Raw genomic sequence first — 16730 nt, 5'->3', positions numbered from 1 at the left:
CGCCGGAGCACTCGGGCTCGTCGGCAGCCTGCGGCGACTGCCTGGCCCCACCCGCACCCCGCCCCCTGCGACTCCGCCCCTCCACAGGCCCGCGCCCGTCAACTCCCGTGCACGGGGCCGGGACCGGCGCAGCGCCGGAGCGGCGCGCGCCCCAGGGCCCCTGGCACACCGGGCGTTCGCTTTCGGACAGAAAATCCACGATGCCGCCGGGCACCGGGAAAGAGCCCACAGCTCCTGGGAAACTTTCACCCCGGCACCACCGTGCGCACCGTTTCCGCAATCCGCGAAAAGACCGCCAGAAAGCCTGTGGGCACCGGCTTTTACCCGGATGCAATTACATCTTCCTGGTGCGGCCCGGCCCTCGGGCCCCATGGAAACCGGGCGGCCCCACTCCCTGAACGAGTGAGCCGCCCGCTGTTCCCGCGTCAGTCGGTCAACCGCAGCCCGCTCAGTACGCGAGCCGGCTCCCGCCGTCCGGAGCGCTGTTGCTCGCCTCGACGAGCGCGTCCAGGACGGATTCCACATCCGGGAGCCACGGCGCGGTGTCCCCCGCCTCCGGTGCGCGTTCCCAGCGCACCTGCCCCGTGCCCACCTCGGACGGGGGCAGGATGAGATAGCCGCCCTCCCCGTGGAACCGCAGGGAACTGGGCACCCGGTCCTTGGCGTGCAGCAGTTCGCCGAGCCGTTCCAGGGTGTAGGGCTCGACCAGCAGCGACCACCTGGTGGGTGTCGCCACCACGGGGCCGAGTCGCAGCCCCATGCCGTCGAGCGCGGTCAGGGCCCGGGCGCCGGCGACGGCCGGGAGGCTCAGCGCGCAGGGCGCCTGGCCACCGGTGGCCAGCACGACGGGCGCGGTGGGCCGGTTGGTCCACCACCAGCGCACCATGCGCGCGTCGGTGGTCGCCGCGAGCAGGCCGGGGTCGAAGGGGTGTGCGCCTGGTACGGCGCACTCGGGATCGGGACAGGCGCAGCCGCGGCCGCGTTCACCGCGTACGGCTCCCGTCGCCAGCCCTGCGCCGGGGAGCACGGGCCACTTCCGGACGGTGGCACAGGCCAGCGCCGCGTCGAGCTGGGCGGAACTTCCCTTGCGCCGGGGCCGGTGCCTGCGTCGCCTTCCGAGGATCTCGCGCATGAGCGCTCGTTCCTTTCCGTTGAACGCCGAGGTCCACATCACACCACGTGTTCGTTACACCACGTGTGCGTCTCTTCGCTGTGCGTGCTTGCTCATCGGGTCTGCGGTACGGACGGTCAGTCGGTGCCGAGCGTGAGCTGAGCCGAGCAGAGTGGAACCGAACAGAATGGAGCTGAGCCGAGTCGAACCGAGTTGAACCGAGCTGAGTCCAGTCAAAACATCGCGCGGTCGGCGTGCGCATCGCGCGTGCCGTCCCTTGTGCAACCCCGCCGCTCGGGGCGGTGGGCGGGCGGCCGTCACCTGTAAGGACGCCCGGGCTCGCTGTCGGGTTCCGGGGCGGTCACAACTGCCCCCGGCCACCCACGACTACGTACCCCGCATGACCGGGATGACGCTCCCTCCGGCATTTCACCCCGAGGGCTCTCCCTGTCGAGCACGCCCAGTCGATCGCAAAAAACCGCCCGGGGGTGCATTTTTCGGCCAAGTTGGTTGCCTCACGGACACCATAAATACCGTAAGGACAATACTGGACATCACCTCAGTTGTGCGTGTAGATGTGGGTGCGTGTACATGTGGTTGCACCGATAGCGGCGCAGAACGACATGGGGGTTTGCGATGCTATTCGACAAGACGCACCAGTCGGAAAGCCGATTGCCATGAGCGCCCCCCACCTTCCGAAAGTGGCTGGAATCGATCCCATGGTTCCCGTTTCAACGCACACTGCCGCGCCCATGGAAGACGTACCCGCCGCGCCGGGAGCCTTCATCCAGGACCGGCTCGCCGGCTGGGTCTCCGACCTCACCACGCTGCACGAACTCACCGAACGGCTGGCCGGGACCAGCACCCTGGACAGCGCTCTCCCTGAGCTCCTGGCCGCCGGGGCGGCACTCGTCGGCGCAGGCCGGGGGCTCCTCGTCCTCGAACCCGCCGACGGCCGCGGGCCGTCCCGCACGATCGGGCTCGGCCTCGCCCACGCCGACCTGGGACACATCGAGACGGTGCCCCGCAGCGCCACCGCGTACGGCCGCTTCCTCGACGGCCTCCCGGATACCGACGCCCCTCTGGCCAGTCCCGACATCCTCGGCGACACCGGCCTCGACCCCCGCTGCCGCGAGGTCGCCGCACGGCTCGGCTACGCCGCCAGCTACGCACAGCCCCTCTCCACCGAGACCGCCGGCCGGCTCGGTGCGGCCGTCTGGCTGTACGACGAACCGGCGGAACCGCTGGAACGCCAGTGCCATCTCGTCGGGGTGTACGCCCGCTACGCCGCGGAACACCTCGCCCGCCTCCTCGAACTCGAACGCACCAGGGCGGATGCCGCGGTCGTCGCCGAGGAGCTCCTCCCCAGCAGGCTGCCCCGGGTCCCCGGGGTACGGCTGGCCGCCCGCCGCCGGGCCGGACCCGCGGGCGGCGGCGACTGGTACGACGCACTGCCCCTCCCGGACAACGCCCTCGGCCTGGCCGTCGGCTCGGTCGGTGGCTCCGGGCCTGCCTCCCTGGCCGCCATGGGCCGGCTCCGCGCCGGCCTGCGGGCCTACGCCGTGATGGAGGGCGAGGACCCCGTCGCCGTGCTCTCCGACCTCGAACTGCTGCTGCGGCTGACCGAACCGGCCTCCGCGGCGACCGCCCTCTACGCCTACTGCGAACCCGACCGGCGCGCGATCGTGTTCGCCGGCGCGGGGCACACCCCGCCGCTGGTGACCGGTGAGCGGCGCACCGAATTCGTCGAGACGACCCTCTCCGCGCCTCTCGGCATGCTGTCCTGCTGGGAGGCGCCCAGCGTGGAATTCACGCCCCGGGCCGGCGAAACGGTGCTGTTCTACACCGACGCGCTGCTGCGCCGCACCGGCGACACCCGGGACCGGGCGTTCGCGCGGCTGCACTCGGCGGCGGCCGGAGTGCCGAAGGTCCTGCGCCAGGATCCAGGAGCCGTCGCGGACCACATCCTGCGGACCCTCCTGCCCGGCGGCACGGACCGGAGCGACGGCGCCGAGGACGTCGCCCTGCTGGCCGCGCGCTTCGACTGAGACCACGGCCGCCGGACCCCCGAGGACCGCCGGGGGCAGCTCCGGACGTGTAAGAGGTCTTCCGGCACTGGGCCCCCTTCCGTACGCCCGTACGATGGAGAGGGCCCAGTGTCGTACAAGGAGGACAAAACGTGTCTGAGGAGCTCGCCCCGGAGACCCCGGAAACAGCAGAAGCAGAGCCGATCAAGCAGCGGAAGAACGGCCTGTACCCGGGCATTTCCGATGAGCTCGCCGAGAACATGAAGTCCGGCTGGGCCGACACGGAGCTGCAAGGCCTGGAGCCGATCGCCCAGGCCTCGTACACCGCCGTCCGCCGCGCCGCGCTCTCCGCGCGCTTCCCCGGTGAGCGGCTCGTCATTCCCGCGGGCAACCTGAAGACCCGCTCCAACGACACCGAGTACGCCTTCCGCGCCTCCACCGAGTACGCGTACCTCACCGGTGACCTGACCCAGGACGGCGTCCTGGTACTCGAACCGTCCGAGGGCGGGCACGAGGCGACGGTCTACCTGCTGCCCCGCTCCGACCGTGAGAACGGTGAGTTCTGGCTCGACGGCCAGGGTGAGCTCTGGGTCGGCCGCCGCAACTCCCTCACCGAGGCCGAGCAGCTGCTCGGCATCCCGGCGAAGGACGTCCGCGAGCTCCCGGCCGCGCTGGCGGAGGCCACCGGCCCGGTGCGCAACGTCCGCGGGCACGACGCGGGCATCGAAGCCGCCCTCACCGACAAGGTCACCGCGGAGCGCGACGAAGAACTCCGCGTCTTCCTCTCCGAGGCCCGCCTGGTCAAGGACGCCTTCGAGATCGCCGAGCTGCAGAAGGCCTGCGACGCCACGGCGCGCGGCTTCGAGGACGTCGTCAAGGTCCTCGACAAGGCCGAGGCGACGAGCGAGCGCTACATCGAGGGCACCTTCTTCCTGCGCGCCCGCGTCGACGGCAACGACATCGGTTACGGCTCGATCTGCGCGGCAGGCCCCCACGCCACCACGCTGCACTGGGTCCGCAACGACGGCGCGGTCCGCTCCGGCGAGCTCCTGCTGCTCGACGCGGGCGTGGAGACCGACGAGCTCTACACCGCCGACGTGACCCGCACGCTGCCCATCAACGGCACGTTCTCGCCGCTGCAGCGGAAGATCTACGACGCGGTGTACGAGGCCCAGGAGGCGGGCATCGCGGCCGTGAAGCCCGGCGCTTCCTTCCGCGACTTCCACGACGCCGCTCAGCGGGTCCTCGCACAGAAGCTGGTCGAGTGGGGCCTGCTGGGCGACCTGTCCGTGGAGAAGGTCCTGGAGCTGGGCCTCCAGCGCCGCTGGACGCTGCACGGCACGGGCCACATGCTCGGCATGGACGTCCACGACTGCGCCGTCGCGCGCACGGAGGCGTACGTCGACGGCACCCTGGAGCCCGGGGTCTGCCTCACGGTCGAGCCCGGACTGTACTTCCAGGCCGACGACCTGACCGTGCCCGAGGAGTACCGGGGGATCGGCGTCCGGATCGAGGACGACATCCTCGTGACCGAGGACGGCAACCGGAACCTGTCCGCCACGCTGCCGCGCCGGTCCGACGAGGTCGAGGCGTGGATGGCCCGGCTCAAGGGCTGACCCGGCCGGCGCGGAGGTCCGCGTCCCGTGCGACGGAGGGCGCGCTGCTCAGGACACCATGAGCAGCGCGCCCTCCCGCCATTTCAGGACCTTGTCGAAGCTCACCACCGCGCCGTGACCCGGCCGGTTGCCGAAGTGGACGTGATCGGCGAGCTCCTCGATCAGGCAGAGCCCGCGCCCGCTCTCGGCCGTGACCGGAGGATGCACCGCGGTGCGCGTGTGCGAGGGGTCCATTGCCGGCCGGGAGGCGGACGGCTGTGCGGCAGTGCGAAGCGTGCGCCGTGAGGGGAAACCGGGCCCCGAGTCGGCGACTTCGATACGGCACTTCTCGCCGTCCAGATACGCGGTGACCCGGTACTGCCCGCAGGCGCGTCCGGGCTGCCCGCCACCGAGGGAGGCCGGGTCGGCGTCCGTGGCCTCACCCGCGTCCCGTAGACCGCCGCCGTGCTCGACGGCGTTGGCACAGGCTTCGCTGAGCGCGACGGAGAGGTCGTAGGAGATGTCGGGATCCACCCCCGCGGTCTCCATGGTGCCGAGCAGGAAACGACGGGCGAGCGGAACGCTCGCAGCTTCGCGCCGCAAATGGAGTGACCACCACATGCTCATGCTCCAGCCTCCTGGCTGCGGCTCGACATACCGATACGTATTGCCGCGATCGGTGCTTCGTAAGCACGGATCGGCCACCACGGCGCTCATTCGGCGGATGCGGAAATTCCGTCCCCCGGTGTATGCCCGGCCCGGACCACCGCCTCGGAGCGGCCTCGAACCACCCATGAACAGGTGCAACACCCCCTGATCACTCCCTGATGGGGACGGATGCCGACCTTCCGGACCTGCCGTACGGAGACGGGGGGCTCAGTGGGATGATGACCCGGCCATGTCTATGCCTGTCGCACGCGTCGGAGCCGGTATGCGGCTTTTGAGGACCGCGGTGTTCACCGCGGTCTGCGTCGTGCTCGCAGCCGCCGGACACGGCTTCGCCGCAGGCGTGGGCGTGCCCGGCTGGAGTCTGCTGGCAGGCTTCGCCGGAGTCTTCGCCGTCGCGACGGCGCTCGCCGGACGTGAGCGGACCCTTCTCTCGATCACCGCCGCCCTCGCGGCCGGGCAGATCGCCCTGCACATCGTCTTCGGGCTCGGGCGGCACGCGCCGGCCACCGCGGCGGGGTCCGGGGACGACTCGCTGATCCGCTTCGCCGCGGGGCTGGTGTGCGGCGCCGGGCCGGCTCAGCTGAGCGCCGGTGAGGCCCACCGCATCGTGACCACCGCGGGGCTGGACCCCGCGACCGTGGCCCAGGGGCACACACACCTGGCGTCCGGAGCGGCAGCCGCGCCGGATGCCGCTCCGACGCTCCTGGACACCCTGATGTCCGGCCTGCCCAGCCTCCCCATGCTCCTGGGGCACCTGCTCGCCGCACTCGCCACCGGCTGGCTGCTGCGCCGCGGCGAGATCGCTCTCTTCCGGCTGGCCAGGCTGTCGGCGCACGGCGGCCGTCAGCTCGCGGCCGCGGCCAGGCTGCGCGCGCTGCGGGCGGCGATGGCACTCGTACGCGCACTGCGTGCGGGACTCCCGGGCCGGCCCACGACCGGGCCGCGCCCTCTCCGCAGCGCCGTCGACGCTCCCGCGCCGGCCACCGGGGACCCCCTGCAGCACATGGTGATCAGGCGCGGGCCGCCGCCCGTATACGTACACGCAGCCTGACGCGACCCCTCGGCCGAAACTCCGGTGAAGAGGTGGTCGTGATGCCGTCGCGCCTCCGCGCGCCGGACCACCTTTTCCTCATGACCTGTGGAGTGATCCCTGCCATGAACGTTTCCCGCATCGCCCTCGCCGGCGGCGTCGCCGCGTCCACCGTCCTGCTGCTCGCCGGCACCGCCTCCGCCCACGTCAGCGTGCAGCCCCAGGGCGAGGCTGCCAAGGGCGGCTACGCCACCGTCAACTTCAAGGTCCCCAACGAGCGCGACGACGCCTCCACCGTCAAGCTCGAGGTCAACTTCCCGACGGACCACCCGCTGGCCTCCGTCAGCCCGCAGCCGGTGCCCGGCTGGAAGATCGACGTCACCAAGAGCAAGCTGGCCAAGCCGCTCGAGGTGCACGGCAAGAAGATCAACGAGGCGGTCTCCAAGGTCACCTGGACCGCGGACGGCAGCGGTATCGAGGCCGGCTACTTCCAGCAGTTCCCGCTCTCGCTCGGGCAGCTGCCCGAGGACGCCGACCAGCTCGTCTTCAAGGCGCTCCAGACGTACAGCAACAAGGAAGTCGTCCGCTGGATCGAGGAGCCCACCGAGGGCGGCGAAGAGCCCGAGAGCCCTGCTCCCGTCCTCGCGCTGACCGCCCCGGCGGCCGACGCCCACGGCGCCACCGCCGCCGATGACAAGAGCGGCGAGACCGAGGAGGCGAAGGAGACGACCGCGTCGTCGGACGACGCGTCCTCGTCGGGCACCGACAGCACCGCCCGCGTCCTGGGCATCGTCGGCATCGTCGTCGGCGTCGCGGGTGTCGCCTTCGGCGTCCTCGCCGGCCGCCGCCGCAGCGCCTGATCCCGTCTGCCCCACCACCCGTATTCACAGATCAGGAACCAGCTCTCCATGCACAGCAAGAAGACGGTGCTGGCCGCGGCGTTCGCCGCCGCGGCCGCACTGACCCTGTCGGCCTGCGGCAGCGGAGGGGACTCGGCGGACAACTCCGTCGCCGACGTCTCCTCCTCGGCCGGGTCCAAGCCCGCGACCGTGCTCGACCAGCCGTTCACCAAGCCCGACCTCGTACTCACCGACACCCATGGCAAGAAGTACGACCTGCGCGAGAAGACCAAGGGCAAGCCGACTCTCATCTACTTCGGCTACACCAACTGCCCCGACGTGTGCCCGCTGACCATGAGCAACATCGCCATCGCCAAGCGGGCCCTGCCCAAGGCCGAACAGGACAAGCTCCAGGTCGTCTTCGTCACGACGGACCCCGAGCGTGACACCCCGGCGTCCCTGGGCAGCTGGCTCAAGGCTCAGGACCCCGACTTCACCGGTCTCACCGGCGACTTCCCGACCATCCAGGCGGGAGCGCGGCAGATCGGCATCGGCATCGATCCGCCGAAGAAGGAGAAGGACGGCACGGTCGTCTCGATGCACGGCGCCCAGGTCATCGCGTTCTCCCCGAAGACCGACAAGGGGTACGTGCTCTACAGCGAGGACACCACGGCCGAGGACTACACCGAGGACCTCCCGGAGCTCGTCAAGGGGGAGACCCCGTGAACCGCCGCACGGCCGTCGCCGGCGCACTGGCCCTCACCACCGGGCTCGCGCTGACGGCGTGTTCCTCCGACAGCGTGCCGCGGCTGGAGGTGACCGGGGCCTTCATGCCACAGCCCGTCAGCGACATGGCGGCCGGTTTCCTCCTCGTGAAGAACAGCGGCGACGCCACCGACCGGCTCACCTCGGTGACGAGCTCCCTCTCGGACCACGTCTCCATCCACGAGACGAAGAACCGGACGATGCGGATGGTCACGTCGTTCGAGGTGCCCGCCGGCGGGGAGCTCGATCTCGAACGCGGCGGGAACCACATCATGTTCACGGAGCTGAAGCAGCAGCCCAAGCGGGGAGAGACGGTCTCCGTGGAACTGCACTTCGAGAAGGCCGATCCCATCAAGGTCGACATTCCCGTGCGGGAGACCACCTACAACCCGAAGAAGCAGTGAGGTACTGACACCCCATGACGGCTACCGCCCCGCGCCTCGGGCCCTCCCCGATACGACGGCCGCTCGCCGCGGCCGCGCTCCTCGCCATGCTGATCAGCCTGCTGTTCGGCCTGGTGCTGGCCGGCGCGAGCCCCGCGTCCGCGCACGCCGCTCTCACGGGGAGCGACCCGCAGGACGGGGCGGTGGTCGCCACCGCGCCCGAGGAGGTCACGCTCACGTTCTCCGAGCAGATCGCCATGGACGACGACTCGATCCGGGTCCTCGACCCGAGCGGTGAGCGCGCCGACGAGGGCGCGCCCCGTGATCTGACGAGCGGCGGCGCCGTGCGGTACGCCGTCCAGCTCCACAGCGGTCTGCCCGACGGCACGTACACCGTGGCCTGGCAGGCCGTCTCCGCGGACAGCCATCCGGTCTCGGGAGCCTTCACCTTCTCCGTCGGCGCCCCCTCGGAGACCACCGTGGCGCTGCCCTCGAGCGGAGCCGGCGGCGGCCTCGTGGGCGCGCTCTACGGCATCGCACGCTACGCCGCGTACGCCGGATTCATCCTGCTCGCCGGCGGATCGGCCTTCGTGCTCGCCTGTTGGCAGCGCGGGGCGGGCGCGCGTCCGCTGCAGCGGCTCGTCGTACGCGGCTGGGTCACGCTCACCGCGGCCACCCTGGCCATGCTGCTCCTGCGCAGTCCGTACACCGGCTCCGGCAAGCTCTCGGACGCCTTCGACCTCGACGGCCTCCAGGCCGTCCTCGACACCAAGCCGGGGGCCGCGCTGGTCTCCCGCCTGCTGCTCCTGGGCGCCTCCGCGCTCTTCATCGCCGTCCTCTTCGGGGCGTACGCCAAGCGCGAGGACGAGAAGGAGAAGCAGGACCTCACCTTCGGACTCGCGACGGGCGGCGCGGTCATCGCCATCGGGATCGCCGGAACGTGGGCCCTGGCCGAGCACGCCTCGACGGGGATCCAGCCGGGCATCGCCATGCCGGTCGACGTGCTGCACCTCCTCGCCGTCGCCGCCTGGCTGGGCGGACTCACCGCGCTGCTGGTCGCCCTGTACCGGACGCCGGACATCACGAGCAGCGCCGTACGCCGGTTCTCGCGCGTGGCGTTCGGCAGCGTGATCGTGCTCGCCGCTACGGGGCTCTACCAGTCCTGGCGCCAGGTCGGATCGTGGTCCGCGCTGACCGGCACCCGCTACGGGCAACTGCTGCTCGTGAAGGTGGCCCTCGTCGCCGTGCTCCTCGGAGTCGCATGGATATCGCGGCGTTGGACGGGGCGGCTGACCGAGCGCACCGGATCCGTGTCCGCCACCGACGACACCGCTGCGGCCGCTCCGTCGGAATCCCCGGAACCGGTCGCCGCGTCCGACGAGGAGGTCGATCCGGAGCGCGCCGCCCAGCTCTCCCGGCAGCGGGCCGCCCTGACGGCGACGAAGGAGAGGCGCGCCCGCGACGCCGATCCGGACCGCTCCGGGCTGCGGCGTTCCGTGATGGTGGAGACGGGCATCGCCGTGGTGCTGCTCGTCGTCACGACGATCCTCACGTCCACCGAGCCCGGCCGCACCGAGGAGGAGGCCGCGCGAGGCAACACCACGACGGCTCCGGCGCCGGTCGCCGGTGGGCAGCTGAACCTGAGCCTGCCCTTCGACACCGGCGGCCGGAACGGCAAGGGGACGGTCCGCCTGGACATCTCGCCCGGCGGGACCGGTGCGAACAGCGTGCACCTCTGGGTCGACGCGCCCGACGGGCGCCCGCTGGACGTCCCCGAGGTGAAGCTCGCCCTCACCCTGGAGTCCAAGGACATCGGCCCGCTGCCGGTCGTCCCCGACCGGCTCACCGAGGGGCACTGGACCGCGAGCGGGGTTCAGATCCCGATGGCGGGCGACTGGAAGGTCGCCGTGACGGTGCGCACCTCGGACATCGACCAGACCACCATCGACAAGAACGTGAAGATCGGCTGAGCAGGGTGAGCAAGAAGAAGGACAACCCCACGGAGAACGGCACACCCGCCGCCCGCCGCGACGGATCCGGCTCCGGTGGCACGGGCCGCGACGGATCCGGCTCCGGTGGCACGGGCGTCGTCTCGCGGCGCCGGCTGATCGGCGGCGCGGGCGCGGCCGGCGCGGCGGGCCTCGTCCTGGGTGCGGCGGGCGGTGCGGGCGGCTACGCGGCGACGCGAGGGGATGCGCCGACACCGCTGACCACGGTCGGCTCGACCCAGGCGATGTTTCACGGGAAACATCAAGCGGGGATCACCACTCCGCTTCAGGCCCGCGGGCACCTGGTCGCCTTCGATCTGACACCCGGCGCGGGGCGCAAGGAGGCAGCCGCCCTGATGCGTCGCTGGTCGGCGGTGGCGCAACGCCTGATGGCCGGAGAGCCGGCGGACAACGGCCGGGTCCACGACACCGGGGTGTCCCTGGATGCCGGGCCGTCCTCCCTGACCGTCACCTTCGGTTTCGGGCGGACCTTCTTCACCCGCACCGGCCTGACCGACCGTCGGCCCGCCGCACTGGATCCGCTGCCGGCCTTCTCCTCCGACCACCTCGACGCCAAGCGGTCGGAGGGCGACCTCTGGGTGCAGATCGGCGCCGACGACGGGCTCGTCGCCTTCCACGCGCTGCGCGCCCTTCAGAAGGAGGCCGGCCCGACGGCCCGGGTGCGCTGGCAGATGAACGGCTTCAACCGCACCCCGGGCGCCACGGACCGCCCGATGACCACGCGCAATCTGATGGGCCAGGTCGACGGCACCAACAACCCGAAACCGGCCGAGAGCGACTTCGAGAAGCGGATCTTCGTGCCGTCCGGTGACTCATCGGCGTACGCCTGGATGGCAGGCGGTTCGTACGCCGTCGTCCGGCGGATCAGGATGCTCCTGGACGACTGGGAGGAGCTCACGGTCAAGCGGCAGGAACAGGTCATCGGGCGGCGCAAGGCGGACGGTGCCCCACTCAGCGGCGGCTCGGAGGAGACCGAGATGGACCTGGACAAGGCGGGGCCGGACGGCAAGCTGCTGATTCCCGACAACGCACACGCCCGGATCTCCTCCCCCGAGAAGAACGGGGGAGCCGCGATGCTGCGCCGCCCGTTCTCGTACCACGACGGCATCTCCGACGACGGCACCCCGGACGCCGGTCTGCTCTTCGTCTGCTGGCAGGCCGATCCGTTCAAGGGGTTCATTCCGGTCCAGCGCAAGCTCGACCGGGGAGACGCGCTCTCCCCGTTCATCCGGCACGAGGCGAGCGGCCTCTTCGCCGTACCCGGGGGCGCCGCGTCGGGGGAGTACGTGGGGCAGCGGCTGCTGGAGGCGTGAGGCCGCACGGCCTCACGCCCGTCCACCGGGGCCGGGCCCACGGCCCCGTACACCCGCCGGCGCGAGGCGCACGGCGCCGTCCGGCGGCCCATTAGGGTGACCGTATGTCAGCCACGCGCTACGCCTACCTCGGCCCCGAAGGCACCTTCACCGAGGTGGCCCTCCGTACGCTCCCCGAAGCCGCCACCCGCGAACTCGTCCCGATGGTCTCGGTGCCGGCGGCACTGGACGCTGTGCGGAACGGGGAGGCGGCGGCGGCACTCGTCCCCATCGAGAACTCCGTGGAGGGCGGCATCACCACGACGCTCGACCAGCTGACCACGGGCGAACCGCTGATGATCTACCGCGAAGTGCTGCTCTCCATCACGTTCGCCCTGCTGGTGCGCCCCGGGACGAAGCTGTCGGACATCAAGACCGTCAGCGCCCACCCGGCCGCACAGCCGCAGGTGCGCAACTGGATGGCGGCCCATCTGCCGAACGCGGTGTGGGAGTCTGCGGCCTCGAACGCCGACGGTGCGCGGCTGGTCCAGGAGGGGCGCTACGACGCCGCCTTCGCCGGCGAGTTCGCCGCGGCGACCTACGGGCTGGAAACACTGGTCACGGAGATCCACGACGCGGAGAACGCCCAGACCCGCTTCGTCCTGGTGGGGCGGCCCGCCAGGCCCTCCGCACCCACGGGGGCCGACAAGACCTCCGTGGTCATCTGGCTCGGCGACGACCGTCCGGGCGCCCTCCTGGAACTGCTCCAGGAGTTCACCGTCCGTGGCGTCAACCTGATGCTGATCCAGTCCCGGCCCACCGGGGAAGGCATCGGGAACTACTGCTTCGCCGTGGACGCCGAAGGGCACATCGCGGACCGGCGCGTCGGCGAGGCACTGATGGGGCTGAAGCGGATCTGCCCGAAGGTCCGGTTCCTGGGTTCGTATCCGCGCGCGGGGGTGACGCCCGAAGAGGTCAGTCCCTTGCGGATCGGGACGTCGGACACCGACTTCACCGAAGCCTCCGACTGGCTGGCCCGCAGCCAGGACGGCCGCGTCTGAAGCCTGTGGGAAGGGGCCGGCCCGAACACTGCCGGTCCTACCTGCAGATTTTCATTCCACGCACAAAGTTATCCACAGGCCACACCTTCGACCTGGGGACAAGTCGACACCGCAGCACGACATGGTCGACAAATCGCCCCAGTGCCCTGGATCCCCCATGAGGTCACAGCTCCCCCCGTGTCCCTCCAATTCCGTTGATCAACTCATTGGAACGAGGAATACCCACCCGAATGAGTGCGCAGGTGAGGTTTGAGTTGCGGATCCCTGTCCCGTCATGCCGCTTTCGGAACGATCCCTTCCGGCATCCACAGATCTTCTTCACAGCCTGTGGATAACTAATCGGATCGACGGGGCCCTGTGGACAACGCGCTCCATCCAGAGCCCTCAACTCCCCAGCCGGGCACCGGTGATACGTCAAGCGACAGGACGCCTTGTTCCCTTTTCGTGGCAATGCGACCCTTTTACTGACGATCTTCACCCAGCTGTCGACCCGAGGTTCCCCCAGGATTATCGATTCCGGCAATTCGGGCAAAGCGCCACGCTCGTCGATATCGGTTCGAGCGGTGGATCCCCGCACCGGTAGCCTTGAGGGGTGATTGACCTTCGCCTGCTCCGTGAGGACCCCGACCGTGTTCGCGCCTCCCAGCGCGCCCGTGGAGAGGACGTCGCGCTCGTCGACGCCCTGCTCTCCGCCGACGAGCTGCGCAGGTCGTCCGGCATCCGCTTCGACGAACTCCGCTCCGAGCAGAAGTCGCTCGGAAAGCTGATCCCCAAGGCCACCCCTGAGGAGCGTGCCGAGCTCCTCAAGAAGGCCGATCAGCTGAAGTCCGAGGTGAAGGCGGCCGACGCCGCACAGGACGAGGCCGACGCCGAGGCCAAGCGCCTGCTCCTGCAGCTCGGCAACATCGTCCACGAGGACGTGCCGGTCGGCGGCGAGGAGGACTTCGTCGTCCTGGAGACGCACGGCACGATCCGTGACTTCGGCGCGGAGGGCTTCGAGCCCAAGGACCATCTGGAGCTCGGCGAGGCGCTGGGCGCCATCGACATGGAGCGCGGCGCCAAGGTGTCCGGATCGCGCTTCTACTACCTGACCGGCATCGGCGCGCTTCTCGAGCTGGCCCTGGTCAACGCGGCGATCGCCCAGGCCACCGAGGCCGGCTTCGTCCCCATGCTGACCCCTGCGCTGGTCCGCCCCCGGGCCATGGAGGGCACGGGCTTCCTCGGCCAGGCCGCGGAGAACGTGTACCACCTGGAGAAGGACGACTTCTACCTGGTCGGCACTTCGGAGGTCCCCCTCGCGGCGTACCACATGGACGAGATCCTCGACGCCGACAAGCTGCCGCTGCGGTACGCGGGCTTCTCGCCCTGCTTCCGCCGTGAGGCGGGCACGTACGGCAAGGACACCCGGGGCATCTTCCGCGTCCACCAGTTCGACAAGGTCGAGATGTTCTCGTACGTCGACCCGGCGGACGCCGAGGCCGAGCACCGCAGGCTCCTGGACTGGGAGAAGCAGTGGCTCACCGGTCTTGAGCTGCCGTTCCAGGTGATCGACGTCGCGACCGGCGACCTCGGGTCCTCGGCCTCGCGGAAGTTCGACTGCGAGGCGTGGATCCCGACCCAGGGCAAGTACCGCGAGCTGACGTCCGCGTCGAACTGCGACGGCTTCCAGGCACGCCGGCTCTCCGTCCGCATGCGCGACGGGAAGAAGGTCCAGCCGCTGGCCACGCTGAACGGCACGCTCTGCGCCGTACCGCGCACGATCGTGGCGCTCCTGGAGAACCACCAGCTGCCCGACGGTTCGGTGCGGGTTCCGGAGGTCCTCCGTCCGTACCTGGGCGGGCGCGAGCTGCTGGAGCCGGTCTCCAAGTGACCTTCGCGTACAAGCTCGTAGCGACCGATCTCGACGGCACCCTGCTGCGCGACGACCACACGGTCTCCGACCGCACCCGGGAGGCGCTGGCCGCGGTGACCGCGGCCGGCGCCGCGCACATCGTCGTCACCGGACGCGCGGTGCCGTGGACCCGGCACATCCTGGACGACCTGGGCTACAAGGGCCTGGCGGTGTGCGGCCAGGGCGCGCAGGTCTACCACGCGGGCGAGCACAAGCTGCTGACCTCCCTCACCCTCGACCGGCAGCTCGCCGGACTCGCGCTGTCCAAGATCGAGGCGGAGGTCGGCCCGCTCGCGCTGGCGGCGAGCCGTGACGGACTCGAGGGCGAGGTGCTGGTCGGGCCCGGCTATCAGGTGCAGGAGGGGCCGCTGCCCGCCGTCTTCATGACCGACCCCGCCGAGATGTGGACCGCTCCGCTGAACAAGGTCTACATACAGCACCCCGAGCTCGACGACGACGCGCTGGCGCAGGCCGCCCGGCAGGCCGTCGGCAGCCTGGTGAACGTCGTCATGGCAGGCCCGGGGGTCGTGGAGATCCTGCCCCTGGGGCTGAGCAAGGCGACCGGGCTCTCGCTCGCCGCCCGCCGTCTGGGACTCAAGGCGGCGGACACCGTGGCTTTCGGTGACATGCCGAACGACATCCCCATGTTCGGCTGGGCGCAGCACGGCGTGGCCATGGCCAACGCGCACGACGAGCTGAAGGCCGTGGCGCACGAGATCACCGCGTCGAACGAGCACGACGGCATCGCGGTGGTGCTGGAGGAGCTGCTCCGGACGACCACGCGCGCGTAGGCGGGGCTGTTCTTCGGGCTTCGGGCTCCGGGCCCCGGTCTTCGTCTTCGGTCTCCGGCGGAGGATGCGCGGATCGAACGCGCGCGGGGGTCACGCCCCCGACGACGGCTTAGCAAGCCGCTGCCTTACCACTCGGCCAATCCTCCGGGGGGTGGCCGCGCGCGCGACGCGCAGCGGGGGCCACCCGGGGGCCCTGCTGCGGGCGACGCCGGGCAGCTGATGAAGCTACCGCGGTGCCGGCTGCGGACCGCCCTGTCGGGAACACGACGGACTCGGACTCCTGGTCATCGCCGCGCTCCTCTCCCGGTCCTCATGAACGGCGCCTTCCCGCGCCGTCCCCCTCACTGTGCCGGAGACCGGTGTCCGGGGGCCAACCATTTTCCGGTGGCCCCCGGACGTACGTCAGCCGCTCGTGCGGCGGCCCAGATCCCTCAGCCGGTGCGTGAGTTCGTCCATGCGGGCATCGAGCCGGATGACGTCCTGCGAGACATCGGTGAGCCGGAGGCTGATCGCACCGACGACCTGGTGCGTGACATCGAGCTTCCGGTCGAGGGAGTCGAGCCGCTGCGACATCCGGCCGAGCACGGGACCGAGCTCCTGGAGCGCGCTTCCCACGCCGGCGAGGCAGCCCTCGATGCGGGTGACGCGCCGGTCGAGCGAGACGTAGGAGGCCCTGAGGTCCTCCTCCGCGTCGAGCAGGTGGGTGCGGACGCTGCGCGCGATGTCGCTGTCGCGAAGAAGCATGGCGACGTTGAGCACGGTCCTGCGGGTGTAGAGCCGGAGCTGGGTCGCTGCCTGTGGATAACTTCCCGAACCCTCCTCCTTCCATAGCGACACGATGTCGCTATGGAAGGAGTGCAGCTCAGCGCCCCGCAACACCTTCATGCCGTTGCTGACCAACTCTTTCTGATGCCGGTCGGTCAGCCTCCTGACCGAGGTTGTGGATACTTCGAAGTACCGGGCCACCTCCTCTGTGCGAAGGTGAATTCCATCCGGGAGCATGACAAGGCTCTTGACCTTGTCGAGGACTTCGACGCGCCCCATCTGCTCGATCCGGAGGGCTTGGGATTCGAGCAAGGCTACTTCCGTGGGCATGGGTGTGCCTCTCGTGCGTGGGAACGACAAGGAGAGCCCTGTCCCGGGCTGTGAGGGCGGAGGTCGCTCACGGTTGCCACTCACTCGATGACCGGCCGGGTGGGCGCTGCCTCACCGCTGCCGGCATTCCCCGAATTCACGAAAGCTCGACGCCACAGATTCCAGTTGCCTC

General features: G+C 70.5%; 14 protein-coding genes and 1 tRNA gene. 11 read left to right on the top strand and 4 right to left on the bottom strand.

Annotated features, from left to right (window positions below; all coding sequences use genetic code 11):
• Window positions 1–448: 448 nt before the first annotated feature.
• On the bottom strand, window positions 449–1132 hold the full coding sequence (locus tag OG379_RS20110; RefSeq protein WP_393763766.1) for a bifunctional DNA primase/polymerase: 684 nt from the start codon (window positions 1130–1132) through the stop codon (window positions 449–451).
• Between the two features lie 602 nt (window positions 1133–1734).
• Here OG379_RS20110 and OG379_RS20105 point away from each other — a divergent pair.
• Together OG379_RS20105 and OG379_RS20100 are read left to right on the top strand one after the other, a co-directional pair.
• The gene (locus OG379_RS20105; RefSeq protein WP_405664580.1) at window positions 1735–3159 is read left to right on the top strand and encodes a PP2C family protein-serine/threonine phosphatase; all 1425 of its coding nucleotides are present in this window, start codon (window positions 1735–1737) and stop codon (window positions 3157–3159) included.
• Between the two features lie 131 nt (window positions 3160–3290).
• Window positions 3291–4754: an aminopeptidase P family protein gene (locus OG379_RS20100; RefSeq protein ID WP_405664579.1), complete on the top strand. Its 1464-nt coding sequence runs from the start codon at window positions 3291–3293 to the stop codon at window positions 4752–4754.
• 48 nt (window positions 4755–4802) lie between these two features.
• Here OG379_RS20100 and OG379_RS20095 read toward each other — a convergent pair whose 3' ends face one another.
• A complete protein-coding gene (locus tag OG379_RS20095; RefSeq protein ID WP_405664578.1) occupies window positions 4803–5360 on the bottom strand; it encodes an ATP-binding protein in 558 nt (185 codons plus the stop codon).
• A gap of 271 nt (window positions 5361–5631) precedes the next feature.
• Between OG379_RS20095 and OG379_RS20090 the strand changes: the two genes are divergently transcribed.
• From OG379_RS20090 to OG379_RS20050, 9 genes are all read left to right on the top strand, one after another.
• Window positions 5632–6453 carry a hypothetical protein gene (locus tag OG379_RS20090; RefSeq protein ID WP_405664577.1) on the top strand — a complete coding sequence of 274 codons (822 nt, stop codon included), beginning with the start codon at window positions 5632–5634 and terminating at the stop codon, window positions 6451–6453.
• 104 nt (window positions 6454–6557) lie between these two features.
• Window positions 6558–7292 (top strand): YcnI family protein, encoded by a 735-nt coding sequence (locus tag OG379_RS20085; RefSeq protein WP_405664576.1) that lies wholly within the window; start codon window positions 6558–6560, stop codon window positions 7290–7292.
• Window positions 7293–7340: 48 nt separating this feature from the next.
• On the top strand, window positions 7341–7997 hold the full coding sequence (locus OG379_RS20080; RefSeq protein ID WP_362930756.1) for an SCO family protein: 657 nt from the start codon (window positions 7341–7343) through the stop codon (window positions 7995–7997).
• Window positions 7994–8440: a copper chaperone PCu(A)C gene (locus tag OG379_RS20075; RefSeq protein WP_362930758.1), complete on the top strand. Its 447-nt coding sequence runs from the start codon at window positions 7994–7996 to the stop codon at window positions 8438–8440. Before OG379_RS20080 ends, OG379_RS20075 begins: the two co-directional genes overlap by 4 nt.
• Before the next feature lie 14 nt (window positions 8441–8454).
• Window positions 8455–10389 carry a copper resistance CopC/CopD family protein gene (locus tag OG379_RS20070; protein ID WP_405664575.1) on the top strand — a complete coding sequence of 645 codons (1935 nt, stop codon included), beginning with the start codon at window positions 8455–8457 and terminating at the stop codon, window positions 10387–10389.
• Between the two features lie 5 nt (window positions 10390–10394).
• A complete protein-coding gene (gene efeB / locus OG379_RS20065) occupies window positions 10395–11741 on the top strand; it encodes an iron uptake transporter deferrochelatase/peroxidase subunit (RefSeq protein ID WP_405664574.1) in 1347 nt (448 codons plus the stop codon).
• 104 nt (window positions 11742–11845) lie between these two features.
• Window positions 11846–12781, top strand: coding sequence for a prephenate dehydratase (gene pheA, locus OG379_RS20060; protein WP_393763751.1), 936 nt, complete (start codon window positions 11846–11848; stop codon window positions 12779–12781).
• 592 nt (window positions 12782–13373) lie between these two features.
• Window positions 13374–14651, top strand: a complete 1278-nt coding sequence (gene serS, locus OG379_RS20055) for a serine--tRNA ligase (RefSeq protein WP_405664573.1) — start codon at window positions 13374–13376, stop codon at window positions 14649–14651.
• Window positions 14648–15463, top strand: coding sequence for an HAD family hydrolase (locus OG379_RS20050; RefSeq protein ID WP_405664572.1), 816 nt, complete (start codon window positions 14648–14650; stop codon window positions 15461–15463). Before serS ends, OG379_RS20050 begins: the two co-directional genes overlap by 4 nt.
• A 58-nt stretch (window positions 15464–15521) precedes the next feature.
• On the opposite strand, the gene OG379_RS20045 is transcribed toward OG379_RS20050, so the two are convergent.
• Both OG379_RS20045 and OG379_RS20040 read right to left on the bottom strand, forming a co-directional pair.
• Window positions 15522–15609 (bottom strand) — tRNA-Ser (locus OG379_RS20045).
• Between the two features lie 256 nt (window positions 15610–15865).
• Window positions 15866–16558: a hypothetical protein gene (locus OG379_RS20040; protein ID WP_405664571.1), complete on the bottom strand. Its 693-nt coding sequence runs from the start codon at window positions 16556–16558 to the stop codon at window positions 15866–15868.
• Window positions 16559–16730 lie beyond the last annotated feature (172 nt).

This window comes from Streptomyces sp. NBC_01166 (genome assembly GCF_045039765.1).
In the GTDB taxonomy this organism is placed as follows: Bacteria; Actinomycetota; Actinomycetes; order Streptomycetales; family Streptomycetaceae; genus Streptomyces.
This window is presented reverse-complemented; position numbering and strand designations above follow the sequence as displayed.